The following is a 14901-nucleotide window of genomic DNA, read 5'->3' as shown; positions in this document are numbered from 1 at the left end:
GATGAGCGCACCCACCGCGAACCGTCCTGCGTCCGGCGTCTTTTCCGCCACCCGGGCGCAGATCCCCCAACGCACGCTGCGCGTCGACCGGTGGTGGTCGGCGCCGATGTGGACCGACATCGGCCTGGCCGCGTTCATCATCTACGCGACCATCCGGGCGTTTTGGGGCAGCGCGTACTGGGTCGAGGACTACCACTACCTGACCCCGTTCTATTCGCCGTGCATCAGCGCTTCCTGCGTCGAGGGCTCCAGCCACCTGGGCACCTGGTTACCGGAATTCCCGAAGTGGATTCCATTGGGAATGCTGGTATTACCGTTTTTGCTGGCGTTCCGGCTCACCTGCTACTACTACCGCAAGGCCTACTACCGCTCGGTCTGGCAATCGCCCACCGGCTGCGCGGTGCCCGAGCCGCGCGCCGGGTACACCGGGGAGACCCGGTTTCCGCTGATCATCCAGAACAGCCACCGCTACTTCTTCTACGTCGCGTCGCTGCTTGCGCTGCTCAACACCTACGACGCCATCGTGGCGTTTCATTCCCCGAAAGGCTTCGGCTTCGGACTGGGCAACGTCATCTTGGTGGTCAACGTAATCCTGCTGTGGGCCTACACCGGCGGCTGCCACTCGTGCCGGCACGCCACCGGCGGCCGACTCAAGCATTTCTCCAAACACCCCATCCGGTACTGGATTTGGACGCAGGTCAGCCGACTCAATACCCGGCACATGCAGTTCGCCTGGACCACCCTGGCCACCTTGGCGTTCACCGACTTCTACATCGCGCTGGTCGCCAGCGGCACCATTGCGGACCTGAGATTCATTAACTGACAAGCGATTTTCAGCACCAGCACACAACAAGCGAGGTTTTATGGTTGAGGTCGAACGGCACTCCTACGACGTGGTCGTGATCGGTGCCGGCGGCGCGGGATTGCGCGCGGTCATCGAGGCCCGGGAACGCGGCTTGAGCGTGGCCGTGGTCTGCAAATCACTGTTCGGCAAGGCCCACACCGTGATGGCCGAGGGCGGCTGCGCGGCGTCGATGGGCAATGCCAACCCCAAGGACAACTGGCAGACCCATTTCTGCGACACCATGCGCGGCGGCAAGTTCCTCAACAACTGGCGGATGGCCGAACTGCACGCCCGCGAGGCCCCGGATCGGGTGTGGGAACTGGAAACCTACGGCGCGCTGTTCGACCGCACCAAGGACGGCCGGATCAGCCAACGCAACTTCGGCGGCCACACCTACCCGCGGCTGGCGCACGTGGGTGACCGCACCGGGCTGGAGCTGATCCGCACCATGCAGCAGAAGATCGTCTCGCTGCAGCAGGAGGATTACGCCGAGCACGGCGACTACGAAGCCCGAATCAAGGTCTTCGCCGAGTGCACCATCACCGAACTGCTCAAAGACGACGGCCGGATCGCCGGCGCGTTCGGCTACTGGCGGGAAAGCGGCCGGTTCGTGCTGTTCGAGGCCCCCGCGGTGGTGCTGGCCACCGGCGGCATCGGCAAATCGTTCAAGGTGACCTCGAACTCCTGGGAGTACACCGGCGACGGGCACGCGCTGGCGCTGCGGGCCGGCGCGACGCTGATCAACATGGAGTTCATCCAATTCCATCCGACCGGCATGGTGTGGCCGCCCAGCGTCAAGGGCATCCTGGTCACCGAGGGGGTCCGCGGCGACGGCGGCGTGCTGAAGAACTCCGAGGGCATCCGGTTCATGTTCGACTACATCCCGCCGGTGTTCAAAGGCCAGTACGCCGAAACCGAAGACGAAGCCGACCAGTGGCTCAAAGACAACGACTCGGCCCGGCGCACCCCGGACCTGCTGCCCCGCGACGAGGTGGCCCGGGCGATCAACGCCGAGGTCAAGGCGGGCCGCGGCAGCCCGCACGGCGGGGTGTACCTCGACATCGCCTCCCGGCTGCCCACCGAGGAGATCCGGCGCCGGCTGCCGTCGATGTATCACCAGTTCATGGAGCTGGCCGAGGTCGACATCACCGCCGAACCGATGGAGGTGGGGCCCACCTGCCACTACGTGATGGGCGGCATCGAGGTCGACCCGGATAGCGGGGCGGCGACCACCCCCGGGCTGTTCGCCGCCGGCGAGTGCTCGGGCGGCATGCATGGGTCAAACCGGTTGGGCGGCAATTCGCTATCGGATCTGCTGGTGTTCGGCCGCCGGGCCGGGCTGGGCGCCGCCGACTACGTCCGCGCGCTCAGCGACCGGCCGGCGGTGTCGGCCGAATCCGTCGACGCCGCCGCCAAACTGGCGTTGGCGCCGTTCAACGGACCCGACGGTGACGGCAAACCGGAAAACCCCTACACCCTGCACACCGACCTGCAGCAGGCGATGAACGACCTGGTCGGCATCATCCGCAAGTCCGACGAGATCGAGCAGGCCCTGGTCAAGCTGGACGAGCTCAAGGCCCGGTTCGCCAATGTCGCCGTGGAAGGGCACCGGCAGTTCAACCCCGGCTGGCATCTGGCGGTCGACCTGCGCAACATGCTGCTGGTCAGCGAATGCGTGGCCAAGGCCGCGTTGGCGCGCACCGAAAGCCGGGGCGGGCACACCCGCGACGACCATCCGGCGATGGACGCCACCTGGCGCAAAACGCTGCTGGTCTGCCGCAGCGCGGCCGACGACCCGGTGGTGCCCAACGTCAACGTCGCCGCCGAGCCGCAAGTCCCGATGCGCGAAGACCTGCTGGAGCTTTTCGAGATCGGTGAACTGGAGAAGTACTTCACCGACGACGAGCTGGCCGAACACCCCGGACGGAGAAGTTAAATGACGTACAAGGCACACCTGCGGGTGTGGCGCGGTGACGACGACGGCGGCGCGCTGGAGGACTTCACCGTCGAGGTCAACGAGGGCGAGGTGGTGCTCGACATCATTCACCGCCTGCAGGCCACCCAGGCACCCGACCTGGCGGTGCGGTGGAACTGCAAAGCCGGCAAATGCGGGTCGTGCTCGGCGGAGGTCAACGGCATGCCGAAACTGATGTGCATGACCCGCATGTCGACGTTCGCCGAGGACGAGGTCGTCACCGTAACCCCGCTGCGGACGTTCCCGGTGGTGCGGGACCTGGTCACCGACGTGTCGTTCAACTACCAGAAGGCGCGCGAGATCCCGTCGTTCACGCCGCCGAAGGATCTGCAGCCCGGCGAGTACCGGATGGCCCAGCGCGACGTGGAACGCTCCCAGGAGTTCCGCAAGTGCATCGAATGCTTCCTGTGCCAAAACGTCTGCCACGTGATCCGCGACCACGAGGAGAACAAGGAGGCCTTCGCCGGCCCGCGGTTCTTCATCCGCATCGCCGAGCTGGAGATGCATCCGCTCGACCAGGCCGACCGGCGCGACCTCGCCCAGGACGAGGCCGGCCTGGGTCTGTGCAACATCACCAAATGCTGCACCGAGGTCTGCCCGGAACACATCACGATCACCGACAACGCGATCATCCCGATGAAGGAACGGGTCGTCGACCGCAAGTACGACCCGGTGGTGTGGCTGGGGAACAAGCTGTTCCGACGCTGAACGCTCCCGCGAGGATGGTGAGATTGCGTTGAGGGTCGCGATTTTTCGAAAACCACGACCATACATGCAATCTCAACGCCGCCCGGCGGCCGCCCGAGCCCGTCAACGCCGGGTGGGCTCGCTCTGCCCGATCACCGACCCGGACCCGTCGAGGGCTTGCACCTGAAACCACGCCGCCGCGGACACCGGGATGGTCGTCGCTAGCCCGGCCCAGTCCGCGGTGGCCGCCGGCTGCAGCGCGGTCGCGGAGTCACCGGCCAACACCCGCCACTGCCGGACCCGGGTCGCCCCGTTCCAGACGGCGGTGAGGATCGGCCGATCCCCGTCCGCCACGGTGAGCTGCGGCGGATCGGCCGGCTCCGCATTCCACTCCTGCAAAAACGCGCGATAGGTGGCGCCCTGCGGGGTTTGTGCGTCGTACACCAGCTCGCCGGTCGGGCTGAACTCGCTGACGTGTTGCCCGGTGCCCCAGCCGACGAAGGTGTTGCCGTTGGGCAGCGGCTGGGCGTTGCCCATCGCGAAGGTCTGCACCCCGCCGGGATGGGTCTGGTTGCGCACCAAGGCGGCGGTGTGCGCGGCCTCGTCGAGGCGAATCCATTCGATGCTGCTGTGCCCCAGCGTGTCCGCGCCGTCGGTGTCGTTGTTGAACAGCCGGATGGTGTGCGGGTCGGCGAACTCGGCGTCATGCTGAAACGCGAACTGCACGCCCGGCGCCAGCGCGAACGTGGAATGTTTGCCACCCAGCTGCCACGCGATCTGCCCGGTGGCGGGACGCACCTTGTACACCGTGGAGGTGTGTCGCATGGAGATCAGCAGGTCGCCGTCGGGGGCCAGGGCGATCGAGTTCATGTGGAAGGCGTCGAATACCCCGCCCCGGTAGGCCGCGGCGTCGGCGGTGGTCAGCGCGCTGTCGGTGACCGGCACATGGGCCAGCGCCGACCATTGCGACAGCGTCTCGCCGCTGGCCACGTCGACGACCGCGGCGACACAGTCCCACACCTTGCCGTCCTTGGGGCCGCCCACCGCGGTCAGGTCGGCCGGCACCGGGTTGTAGGCGGTGATCAGCGCGTGGCCGTCGGGGGTGAGCCGGAACTCGTGCACGTCCGAGTGCAGCCCCTGCGGGCTCAGCGTCGCGATCACCCGGTAGTGCGCGTCGACGATGTAGTCGACGCCGTTGCCGTGGCCGAAGGTGTCCGGGCCGCCCAGGTCGCCTTGCCACCAGGTCAGCACCGGCTGCCCGTGGTAGGTCTGTACCTGGAAATTGGCGGCGCTCTGGTTGGCGGGCAGTTGACCGAACCACACCACCCGGCCCTGCTTGTCGACGATCTGCGGTCCCCCCGGCACCGTGGGCGGCGGCGCCTCGACGTGGCCGGGGTTCAGCACGGCCGCAGCCGGATTGAATCCGCCGTTGTTGAGGAACACGTAGCCGCGGGCGCCGGAGGGCTCGTCGATCTGCACCGTGTACGGCGGCGGGTCGAGCCCGGTCTGCGGCACCGCCACCGGGACCGGCGCCAAGGTGGGCGCACTGGTCGCCGGCGGGCCCGCGGCGTGCTGGGCCCCGCAGCCGACCAGTGCGGCCACCGCGAGCATCACCGCGGCGCTGCCCGACACTCTGCGTTTACGTTTCGTCACCGAACCGACCCTATCGGTGCGTCGTCGCACTACGCCGCGCGCCACGGTTTATCGCAGTACGCTACGGGTAGCCAAACCCGAACGGGGGCGGCCGTCGCGCCGCCCCGCCACCGGAGAAAGGCCGCGCCGATGAATATCCGACAAACCACCAGTATCAACGACATTCGCACCGCGATCCGGGAACTGTCCGCGCGCGCCGAGCTTGCCCACGCCGAAGGCCGCCCGGACGACGCCGCCGAGATCGAACGCCGCATCGAGGGTTACCGCCACGAGCTGAGCGAACGCCCGTAGCCGCGGGCGGCTAGACGCCGAGCCGACGGAAAACGCTGCGGTGAAACACGATGGGCGCCACGTCGGGATCGACGGTGACGTCGCAGACCCGCAGCACCACGATGGTGTGGTCGCCGGCCGGGACCAGTTGTTCGATGGCGGCCTCCAGCCACACGCTGGTCCCCTTGATGAACACGGCGCCGCCGCTGTTGGACACCGTCTCCAGGCCCGCGAACCGGTCCCCGGTCTTGGCGGCCAGTTTGCGTGCGGCCTCGTCGTGCGCCTCGCCGAGCACACTGATCCCCAGCAGCGGCAGGTCTTTGAGTTTCGGCCAGGTCGTCGACGTGTTTTGCACACAGAACGACACCAGCGGCGGGTCTAACGACACCGGAACGAAGGTGCTGGCCGCCAGCCCCACCCGGGTGTCGTCGACCTCGGCCGCGATGGCGATCACGCCGGTGGGGAAATGTCCGAAGGCCTCCCGCAGGGAGGAGGGTGTCAGCTTGCTCGCGGAGTTCACCAGAATTCATTCGCCTCGACGGGATTTGGCCGTTATCGACCCTACCCGTCGGGTGGTGCCCGCCGACCGGCGCCCGGCCGTCGCGCGGGCCGGCCGGCGCCACCCCGGGCCCACCGGCCCGCAGTGACAGGCACCACAACATCCACCCCGTCCGACATCGCCGCAGGTCAGCGTGCACGCCGGGGCCGTGATGCGGGAGGAGCCAACCGGTTGGTGGAATCTAGCTCACAAACGCTTGCGTTGAAGTTACCAGTCGGTATAGTTTGTGCCACGTTACTGGTGGGTAACTTATCCGGAGTACCCAACCGCAAGTGGCACTCTCATCGAGGAGGAAGTAGTGAGCCACTACAAGAGCAACGTACGCGACCAGGAGTTCAACCTCTTCGAGGTCTTCGGCGTTGACCAGGCATTCGGCGAAGGCGACTACACCGACCTAGACGTCGACACCGCCCGCGAGATGCTGGGTGAGATGGCGCGTCTGGCCGAGGGTCCGGTCGCGGAGTCGTTCACCGACGGTGACCGCAACCCGCCGGTGTTTCACCCCGACACCCACTCGGTGACGCTGCCCGAGTCGTTCAAGAAGTCGGTGCGCGCCACCATCGAGGCCGGCTGGGACAAGGTGGGTATCCCCGAGGAGCTCGGCGGCATGCCGATGCCCAAGGCGATGGTGTGGGCGCTGCACGAGCACCTGCTGGGCGCCAACCCCGCCGTGTGGATGTACGCCGGCGGCGCCGGGTTCGCCGCCATCTTCTACCACCTGGCCACCGAAGAGCAGAAGAAGTGGGCCACCATCGCCGCCGAGCGCGGTTGGGGCGCCACCATGGTGCTGACCGAACCGGACGCCGGCTCGGATGTGGGCGCCGGCCGCACCAAGGCCATCAAGCAGGACGACGGCTCCTGGCACATCGACGGCGTCAAGCGGTTCATCACCTCCGCGGACTCCGACGACCTGTTCGAAAACATCTTCCACCTGGTGCTGGCCCGCCCCGAGGGCGCCAAGCCGGGCACCAAGGGCCTGTCGCTGTTCTTCGTGCCGAAGTTCCACTTCGACCCGGAGACCGGTGAGCTCGGCGAGCGCAACGGCGTGTTCGTCACCAACGTCGAGCACAAGATGGGTCTGAAGGTTTCGACGACCTGTGAGCTGACCTTCGGCCAACACGACGTGCCCGCCAAGGGCTGGCTGGTCGGCGAGGTGCACGACGGTATTGCCCAGATGTTCGACGTGATCGAGCAGGCCCGCATGATGGTGGGCACCAAGGCGATCGCGACGCTGTCGACCGGCTACCTCAACGCGCTGGAGTACGCCAAGGAGCGGGTGCAGGGCGCCGACCTGACCCAGATGACCGACAAGACCGCGCCGCGGGTGACCATCACGCATCACCCCGACGTGCGTCGCTCGCTGATGACCCAGAAGGCCTACGCCGAGGGTCTGCGCGCGCTGTACACCTACACCGCCACCTACCAGGACGCCGCGGTCGCCAAGGCCGTGCACGGGGTGGACGCCGACCTGGCGGTCAAGGTCAACGACCTGATGCTGCCGGTGGTCAAGGGGGTGGGTTCCGAGCAGGCCTACGCCAAGCTCACCGAGAGCTTGCAGACCCTGGGTGGGTCCGGCTTCTTGCAGGACTACCCCATCGAGCAGTACATCCGCGACGCCAAGATCGACTCGCTGTACGAAGGCACCACCGCCATCCAGGCGCAGGACTTCTTCTTCCGCAAGATCGTCCGCGACAAGGGGGTGGCGCTGGGCCACGTGGCCGGCCAGATCGAGGAGTTCGTCAAGAACGAGTCCGGCAACGGCCGGCTCAAGGCCGAGCGGGAGCTGCTGGCCACCGCGCTGGCCGACGTGCAGGGCATGGCGGCCTCGTTGACCGGCTACCTGATGGCCGCCCAGGAGAACATCTCCAGCATCTACAAGGTGGGGCTGGGCTCGGTGCGGTTCCTGATGAGCGTCGGTGACCTGGTGATCGGGTGGCTGCTGGCCCGTCAGGCCGCGGTGGCCATCGAGAAGCTCGACGCCGGGGTCAGCGACGCCGACCGCGCCTTCTACGAGGGCAAGATCGCGGTGGCGTCGTTCTTCGCCAAGAACTTCCTGCCGCTGCTGACCAGCACCCGGCAGGTCATCGAGACGATCGACAACGACATCATGGAGCTCGACGAAGCGGCGTTCTGAGAACCGCCGACGCAGTACTCGCGCAGGCCCCCGAGGACAACCTTGGGGGCCTGTTGCGTTGGAGGGTCACCGGTCGTGTCCTAATTTGTGGGATGCGCGGCGTAGACGCCATAACGGCGCGCGGTCACGATGAGAGGCGTGACACGCAAGGTCCTCATCCTGGGCTACCCGGGCGTTCAGGCGCTGGATGTGGTCGGCCCGTTGGAGGTGTTCGCCTCGGCCTCCCTCAAACTGCTCGGCGCCAACCGCGGCGCGCACGGCTACGACGTCGCGGTGGCCAGCCTCGGCGGCCAGCCGATCACCACCAGCAGCGGTCTCGCATTGGCACCCAGCCCACTGCCCGACCCCACCGAGCCCGCCGACACCCTGGTGCTGCCCGGCGGTATCGGCGTCGAGGCGGCGCGGACCGTCCCGGAGCTCGTGGACTGGATTCGCACCGCAGCGCCGCACACCCGCCGCGTGGTCAGCGTCTGTACCGGCGCGTTCCTGGCCGCCCAGGCCGGCCTGCTCGACGGGTGCCGCGCCACCACGCACTGGGCCTCCGCCGACGCGTTGGCCCGCGAATTTCCGGCGGTGACCGTCGATCCCGAACCCATCTTCGTGCGCAGCTCGCCGTCGGTGTGGACCGCGGCAGGGGTCACCGCCGGTATCGACCTGGCGCTGTCGCTGGTCGAAGACGACCACGACACCGAGGTCGCGCAGACGGTGGCCCGCTGGTTGGTGTTGTACCTGCGGCGCCCCGGCGGGCAGACCCAGTTCGCGGCACCGGTCTGGCTGCCGCGGGCCCGCCGGGACCCGATCCGTGACGTCCAAGACGCGGTCGAATCCGAACCCGGTGCGCCGCACCGCATCGCCGACCTGGCCGCCCGGGCCGCCATGAGCCCACGGCATTTCACCCGGGTGTTCACCGCCGAAGTCGGCGTCGCGCCGGGCACCTACGTCGAGCGGGTGCGGACCGAAGCCGCGCGCCGCCAGCTCGAGGAAACCGACGACACCGTCGTCGCCATCGCCGCCCGCTGCGGGTTCGGCACCGCGGAAACCCTGCGCCGCACCTTCATCCGCCGTCTCGGTGTGTCACCCGACCACTACCGCAAAACCTTCGCCTGAAAGGACCCGTTATGCCCCAGATCGCGATCGTGCTCTACCCCGGCTTCACCGCGCTGGACTTCATCGGCCCCTACGAGGTGTTGCGCAGCCTGCCCGACGCCGACGTGCGGTTCGTCTGGCACGAGGTGGGCCCCATCACCGCCGATTCCGGTGTGCTGATGGTCGGCGCCACCCATACGCTGGCCGAAACACCGACGCCGGACGTGGTTTTGGTCCCGGGCGGCCCCGGCTCGCTGGCCGCCGCCCGCGACACGGCCCTGCTGGACTGGCTGCGGCAGGCGCAGCGGTCCGCCACCTGGACCACGTCGGTGTGTACCGGGTCGGTGGTGCTGGCCGCCGCCGGGGTACTGGAGGGCAAGCGGGCCACCTCGCACTGGTCGGCGCTGAGCACCCTGAAAACCTACGGCGTGACCCCGGTCAGCGACGAACGCCTGGTGCGCCAAGGCAATATCGTCACCGCTGCCGGCGTATCGGCCGGGATCGACCTGGCGTTGTGGCTGGCCGGCCAGATCGCCGGGGAAGGCCGCGCCAAAGCCATTCAGCTGGTGATCGAATACGACCCGCGGCCGCCGTTCGACTCGGGGCATATGTCCAAGGCGTCGACGGCGACCAAGGCCGCCGCCACTGCGCTGCTGGCCAAGGACGTGATCAAGCCCGCGCCGCTGAAGGCGGCGACCCTGCTGCTGTGGGACCGGGCGCTAAGCGCCGCGCGGGCTAGGTAACCACGGCGAGCAGACGCAAAAGCCCCCGAATCCAGGGGTTTTGGGGGACGTTTGCGTCTGCTCGCGGGGGCTCTGGAGTCAGGAGTCCAGCCGGCGCAGCAGCGCGCGGGTGCGGGCGCGGCCCTCGGCCGACGGGTCGAACACGACGCCGACGTACTCGTCGACCCCGGCCGCGCCCAGCGCCGTGACGCGTGCGGTCACGGCGGCTTCGTCGCCGATGATCGCGGCGTCCTCCGGGCCGGCGCAACCCTCCCGGTCCAACATCGCGCGATACGACGGCAGCTGCCCGTACATGGCGAACTGTTCGGCGGCCCGGGCCCGCAGCCCCGCCGCATCGTCGGTGACCGCGACCGGCAGCGCCGCCACCACCCGGACCGCACCCTCGGGACGCCCTGCCGCCGCCGCGCGCAGCGTCGGGCCGACGTGCTCGGCCAACGTCGTGGGCCCGGTCATCCAGGTGACGGTGCCCGCGGTGCGTCGGCCGGCCAGCTTCAGCAGCTGCGGGCCCAAGGCGGCGATGTACACCGGCGGCGGGGATGCACCCGGAATCTGCAGCGCCCCGCGGGTGGTCACGGTCTCCCCGGACGCGTCGGCCGGCTGCCCGGTCAGCAGCGGCTGCAGGCCGTCGAGGTACTCGCGCAGCCGGCGCACCGGCTTGTCCCAGGGGATGCCCCACATGCCCTCGGTGACCGCCTGATGGGTCATGCCCAGGCCGAGCAGGAAGCGTCCGTTGCCGATCAGGCTCAGCGTCAGCGCCCGCTGGGCCAGTAGCATCGGATGCTGGTTTTGGATCGGGATGACGCCGGTGCCGACCTCAATGCCGTCGACCTCGCGCAGCGCGACGGCCAACACCGTCAGCAGGTCAGGCTCGTACGGCATCTGGGTCAGCCAGACGCGGCGGAAGCCCTCGTCGTGCAGTTGCGCGAGGTTGTCGACGGTGGCATCGACCGCGGAACGACCGCCGGTCTCACTGAGCGAGCTGAGGATGCTGACCTGCATGGCGCATCACCCTAATCGGTGACGTGCGCGGGAGGAGGGATTCGCGGCGCGGGCTGCACCCGCCGCCGGATCCCCTCTGTCCGGCGGCGGACGTTGGGAAGCTCCGTGTTGCCATCGGGTCGGGGGGTTGGATGGCAACACGGAGCTGTCCGTGTATCGGTTACCCGGCGCGGGGTGTTACAAACCCGTGGCTCAGGCTTCCAGGATGGCGGCCACGCCCTGTCCGCCGGCCGCGCAGATCGAGATCAGCGCCCGCACCGGCTTGTCAGCGGCCGCGCCCTTCTTGTCGGCCTTGGCGGTCGCCAGCTGCTTGGCGGTCTGCGCGAGGATCCGCCCGCCGGTGGCGGCGAACGGGTGGCCGGCGGCCAACGAGGATCCGTTGACGTTGAGCTTGGACCGGTCGATGGCGCCCAGTGCGGCGTCCAGACCCAGCCGCTCCTTGCAGTAGTCCTCGGATTCCCAGGCCTGCAGGTGGCAGAGCACCGTCGAGGCGAAGGCCTCGTGGATCTCGTAGAAATCGAAGTCCTGCAGCTTGAGCCCGTTGCGGGCCAGCAGCCGCGGCACCGCATACGTCGGGGCCATCAGCAGGCCGTCGGCGCCGTTGACGTAGTCGACCGCGGCGGTCTCGGCGTCGACGAAGTAGGCCAGCGGCGTCAGCTTGTGCGCGGCCGCCCACTCCTCGCTGGCCAGCAGCGCCACCGAGGCGCCGTCGGTCAGCGGGGTGGAGTTGCCGGCCGTCATCGTCGCGTCGCCGGCCTTGACCCCGAACACCGGCCGCAGCGTGGCCAGCTTCTCCACGCTGGAGTTGGGGCGCAGGTTGTCGTCGCGGTACAGCCCGAGGAACGGGGTGACCAGGTCATCGAAGAAACCCCGGTCGTAGGCGGCGGCCATATTGCGGTGGCTGGCGGCGGCCAGCTCGTCCTGCGCGACGCGGTTAATCCCCATCTGTTTGGTGGTGAGGGCCTGGTGATCGCCCATCGACAACCCGGTGCGCGGCTCGCTGTTGACCGGGATCTCCACCCCCAGGCTGGCCGGGAGTTTGCCCGCCAGCTGCAGCCGCTGCAGGTTGGTCTTGGCGCGGCGCAGCCCCAGCAAAGTGCGGCGCAGGTTGTCGCCGAAGGCGATCGGGGCGTCGGAGGTGGTGTCCACCCCGCCGGCGGCGGCCACCTCGTAGCGTCCCGCGGCGATGCCGTCGGCCGCGCAGATCGCGGCCTGCAGCCCGGTGCCGCAGGCCTGCTGCACGTCGAACGCGGGCGTGTAGGGCGACAGCGCCGAGCCCAGCACGCATTCGCGCATCAGGTTGAAGTCGCGGCTGTGCTTGAGCACCGCGCCGCCGATGACCGCGCCGAGGCGCTCCCCGGCCAGTCCGAAGCGGTCCACCAGCCCGGCCAGCGCGGCGGTGAACATGTCCTGGTTGGAGGCGTCGGCGTAGGCGCCGTCGGAGCGGGCGAACGGGATCCGGTTGCCGCCCAGCACGGCCACCCGCTGCCGGGTCTGGGGGGTGTTCTTGGCTGTGGGGGTGCTTGCAGTGGCCACGATGTCTCCGTGTTGTCGATTTGGGGTTGATCCGCCTTTCGGACCCATACTACTCACTGTTCTTACTCTGGAGTAAGTTCGTGGTCGATGCGTACGGTTGTCTGTTGAGACGACACCCCCGACACGGAAGGCAGCTCAGTGGCTCCCAAGGTTTCCTCGGATCTGTTCTCGCAGGTCGTCAACTCTGGTCCCGGGTCGTTTCTGGCCAAACAACTCGGCGTTCCCCAGCCCGAGACGCTGCGCCGGTATCGGGCGGGTGAGCCGCCGCTGGCCGGGTCGCTGCTGATCGGCGGCGACGGCCGGGTGGCCGAGCCGCTGCGCGCGGCGCTGGCCGACGACTACGACCTGGTGGGCAACAACCTGGGCGGTCGCTGGGCCGACTCGTTCGGCGGCCTGGTGTTCGACGCCACCGGGATCACCACCCCGGCCGGGTTGAAGGCGCTGCACGACTTCTTCACCCCGCTGCTGCGCAACCTGGGCCGCTGCGGGCGGATCGTGGTCATCGGCACCACCCCGGACCAGACCGGCAGCGCCGACGAGCGGATCGCGCAGCGCGCGTTGGAGGGCTTCACCCGCTCGCTGGGCAAGGAGCTGCGCCGCGGGGCCACCATCGCGCTGGTGTACCTGTCCCCCGACGCCAAACCGGCCGCGACCGGCGTGGAATCGACGCTGCGGTTCATCCTGTCGGCCAAATCCGCCTACGTGGACGGGCAGGTGTTCTACGTCGGGGCCGCCGATTCCACCCCGCCGGCCGACTGGGACCGGCCGCTGGACGGCAAGGTCGCGGTGGTCACCGGCGCGGCCCGCGGCATCGGGGCCACCATCGCCGAGGTGCTGTCCCGGGACGGGGCACGCGTGGTGGCGGTCGACGTGGAGGCGGCCGCCGAGGCGCTGGCTCAGACCGCCAGCAAAGTCGGCGGCACCGCGCTGACGCTGGATGTGACCGCCGAGGACGCGGTCGACAAGATCACCGAGCACTTGCGCGAACATCACGGCGGTAAGGCCGACATCTTGGTCAACAACGCCGGCATCACCCGCGACAAGCTGCTGGCCAACATGGACGATGCCCGGTGGGACGCGGTGATCGCGGTGAACCTGCTTGCCCCGCAACGCCTCACCGAAGGCCTGGTGGGTAACGGCAGCATCGGCGAAGGCGGCCGGGTGATCGGGTTGTCCTCGATGGCCGGGATCGCCGGCAACCGCGGCCAGACCAACTACGCGGCCACCAAGGCGGGCATGATCGGCCTGACCGACGCGTTGGCCCCGGCGCTGGCCGACAAGGGCATCACCATCAACGCGATCGCGCCCGGGTTCATCGAGACCGCGATGACGGCGGCGATCCCGCTGGCCACCCGGGAGGTGGGGCGTCGGCTCAACTCGCTGTTCCAGGGCGGTCAGCCGGTCGACGTCGCCGAGACGGTCGCCTATTTCGCCAGCCCGGCCTCAAACGCGGTGACCGGCAACACGATCCGGGTCTGCGGCCAGGCCATGCTGGGGGCGTGACCGTGACCCAGGTGAGCCAGCCCAGCGGGCTGAAGAACATGCTGCGGGCGGCGGCCGGGGCGCTGCCGTTCATTCCGCGCAGCGACACCCTGCCGGACCGCACGCTGCGGGTCGACGAGTTGGCCATCGACCGCACCAACGTCGCCGAATACGCGGCGGTGACCGGGTTGCGCTACGGCGACACGGTGCCGCTGACCTACCCGTTCGCGTTGACGTTCCCGACGGTCATGGCGCTGGTGACCGGCTTCGATTTCCCGTTCGCCGCCATGGGTGCCGTGCACACCGAAAACCACATCACCCGGTACCGGCCGATCGCGGTCACCGACACCGTCGGGGTCGCGGTGCACGCGGAGAACCTGCGCGAACACCGCAAGGGGCTGCTGGTCGATGTGGTCACCGATGTCAGCGTCGGCAACGAGGTGGCCTGGCACCAGGTCACCACGTTTTTGCATCAGCAGCGCACCAGCCTGTCCGATGAGCCCAAACCGCCGCCGGCCAAGCAGCCCAAGCTGCCGCCACCGAATATCGTGCTGCGGATCACCCCGGGCCAGATCCGGCGCTACGCCTCGGTGGGCGGGGACCACAACCCGATCCACACCAACCCGATCGGCGCCAAACTGTTCGGCTTCCCGACCGTGATCGCGCACGGGATGTTCTCCGCTGCGGCGGGGTTGGCCACGATCGAGGGTGAGCTGCCCGATGCCGTGGGCTATTCGGTGCGGTTCGGGAAGCCGGTGCTGCTGCCGGCCACCGCGGGCCTCTACGTCGACCGGGTCACCGCGGGCTGGGAGTTGGCGCTGCGCAACATCGCCAAGGGCTACCCGCACCTGACCGGCACGGTGCGGGGCTTGTAGGGCTTGTTGCGGCTTGGAGCCGCATCGAGATCGACGTTAGCGCGAAGAAGTGCGAGTA

13 protein-coding genes are annotated in these 14901 nt (G+C 68.7%); 9 read left to right on the top strand and 4 right to left on the bottom strand.

Annotated features, from left to right (window positions below; all coding sequences use genetic code 11):
• Position 1 precedes the first annotated feature (1 nt).
• From ACAG26_RS17100 to ACAG26_RS17090, 3 genes are read left to right on the top strand one after another with little or no spacing between them, the layout of a single operon-like run.
• Positions 2-823, top strand: a complete 822-nt coding sequence (locus ACAG26_RS17100; protein WP_370484233.1) for a hypothetical protein — start codon at positions 2-4, stop codon at positions 821-823.
• A 40-nt stretch (positions 824-863) separates the two neighbouring features.
• Positions 864-2780 (top strand): fumarate reductase/succinate dehydrogenase flavoprotein subunit, encoded by a 1917-nt coding sequence (locus ACAG26_RS17095; RefSeq protein WP_370484231.1) that lies wholly within the window; start codon positions 864-866, stop codon positions 2778-2780.
• Positions 2781-3527, top strand: a complete 747-nt coding sequence (locus tag ACAG26_RS17090; protein ID WP_370484230.1) for a succinate dehydrogenase/fumarate reductase iron-sulfur subunit — start codon at positions 2781-2783, stop codon at positions 3525-3527.
• Positions 3528-3629: 102 nt separating this feature from the next.
• Here the strand turns inward: ACAG26_RS17090 and ACAG26_RS17085 are convergent, their stop codons facing one another.
• Entirely contained in the window at positions 3630-5159 is a 1530-nt protein-coding gene (locus tag ACAG26_RS17085) for an arylsulfotransferase family protein (RefSeq protein ID WP_370484229.1), read from the bottom strand.
• Between the two features lie 129 nt (positions 5160-5288).
• Between ACAG26_RS17085 and ACAG26_RS17080 the strand changes: the two genes are divergently transcribed.
• A complete protein-coding gene (locus ACAG26_RS17080) occupies positions 5289-5450 on the top strand; it encodes a hypothetical protein (RefSeq protein ID WP_370484228.1) in 162 nt (53 codons plus the stop codon).
• Between the two features lie 10 nt (positions 5451-5460).
• Here the strand turns inward: ACAG26_RS17080 and ACAG26_RS17075 are convergent, their stop codons facing one another.
• Positions 5461-5949: a flavin reductase family protein gene (locus ACAG26_RS17075; protein WP_370484226.1), complete on the bottom strand. Its 489-nt coding sequence runs from the start codon at positions 5947-5949 to the stop codon at positions 5461-5463.
• Between the two features lie 337 nt (positions 5950-6286).
• Here ACAG26_RS17075 and ACAG26_RS17070 point away from each other — a divergent pair, with 337 nt between their 5' ends.
• The 3 genes from ACAG26_RS17070 (at position 6287) to ACAG26_RS17060 (ending at position 9951) form a co-directional block, all read left to right on the top strand.
• Positions 6287-8122, top strand: a complete 1836-nt coding sequence (locus tag ACAG26_RS17070) for an acyl-CoA dehydrogenase (RefSeq protein ID WP_370484224.1) — start codon at positions 6287-6289, stop codon at positions 8120-8122.
• A 138-nt stretch (positions 8123-8260) separates the two neighbouring features.
• Positions 8261-9229, top strand: a complete 969-nt coding sequence (locus ACAG26_RS17065; protein WP_370484222.1) for a GlxA family transcriptional regulator — start codon at positions 8261-8263, stop codon at positions 9227-9229.
• An 11-nt stretch (positions 9230-9240) separates the two neighbouring features.
• The gene (locus tag ACAG26_RS17060; RefSeq protein ID WP_370484220.1) at positions 9241-9951 is read left to right on the top strand and encodes a DJ-1/PfpI family protein; all 711 of its coding nucleotides are present in this window, start codon (positions 9241-9243) and stop codon (positions 9949-9951) included.
• A gap of 78 nt (positions 9952-10029) precedes the next feature.
• Here the strand turns inward: ACAG26_RS17060 and ACAG26_RS17055 are convergent, their stop codons facing one another.
• Both ACAG26_RS17055 and ACAG26_RS17050 read right to left on the bottom strand, forming a co-directional pair.
• A complete protein-coding gene (locus tag ACAG26_RS17055) occupies positions 10030-10950 on the bottom strand; it encodes a TIGR03564 family F420-dependent LLM class oxidoreductase (protein ID WP_370484219.1) in 921 nt (306 codons plus the stop codon).
• A 192-nt stretch (positions 10951-11142) separates the two neighbouring features.
• Positions 11143-12534, bottom strand: a complete 1392-nt coding sequence (locus ACAG26_RS17050; RefSeq protein WP_370484218.1) for an acetyl-CoA C-acetyltransferase — start codon at positions 12532-12534, stop codon at positions 11143-11145.
• A gap of 90 nt (positions 12535-12624) precedes the next feature.
• On the opposite strand from ACAG26_RS17050, the gene ACAG26_RS17045 reads away from it, so the two are divergent.
• Entirely contained in the window at positions 12625-13989 is a 1365-nt protein-coding gene (locus tag ACAG26_RS17045) for a 3-oxoacyl-ACP reductase (protein ID WP_370484217.1), read from the top strand.
• 11 nt (positions 13990-14000) lie between these two features.
• Positions 14001-14843 (top strand): MaoC/PaaZ C-terminal domain-containing protein, encoded by an 843-nt coding sequence (locus ACAG26_RS17040; protein WP_370484325.1) that lies wholly within the window; start codon positions 14001-14003, stop codon positions 14841-14843.
• Positions 14844-14901 lie beyond the last annotated feature (58 nt).

Origin of the sequence: Mycobacterium sp. pUA109 (genome assembly GCF_041287095.1) — a bacterium.
GTDB lineage: Bacteria > Actinomycetota > Actinomycetes > Mycobacteriales > Mycobacteriaceae > Mycobacterium.
Note: the sequence above shows the minus strand (reverse complement) of the source record. Positions and strands in the feature narration are given on the sequence as shown.

Coding starts and splice junctions, on each gene's coding strand:
- ACAG26_RS17100 (WP_370484233.1), top strand. CDS start 2: ATGAGCGCACCCACCGCGAACCGTCCTGCGTCCGGCGTCTTTTCCGCC.
- ACAG26_RS17095 (WP_370484231.1), top strand. CDS start 864: ATGGTTGAGGTCGAACGGCACTCCTACGACGTGGTCGTGATCGGTGCC.
- ACAG26_RS17090 (WP_370484230.1), top strand. CDS start 2,781: ATGACGTACAAGGCACACCTGCGGGTGTGGCGCGGTGACGACGACGGC.
- ACAG26_RS17080 (WP_370484228.1), top strand. CDS start 5,289: ATGAATATCCGACAAACCACCAGTATCAACGACATTCGCACCGCGATC.
- ACAG26_RS17060 (WP_370484220.1), top strand. CDS start 9,241: ATGCCCCAGATCGCGATCGTGCTCTACCCCGGCTTCACCGCGCTGGAC.
- ACAG26_RS17055 (WP_370484219.1), bottom strand. CDS start 10,950: ATGCAGGTCAGCATCCTCAGCTCGCTCAGTGAGACCGGCGGTCGTTCC.
- ACAG26_RS17050 (WP_370484218.1), bottom strand. CDS start 12,534: ATGGGTCCGAAAGGCGGATCAACCCCAAATCGACAACACGGAGACATC.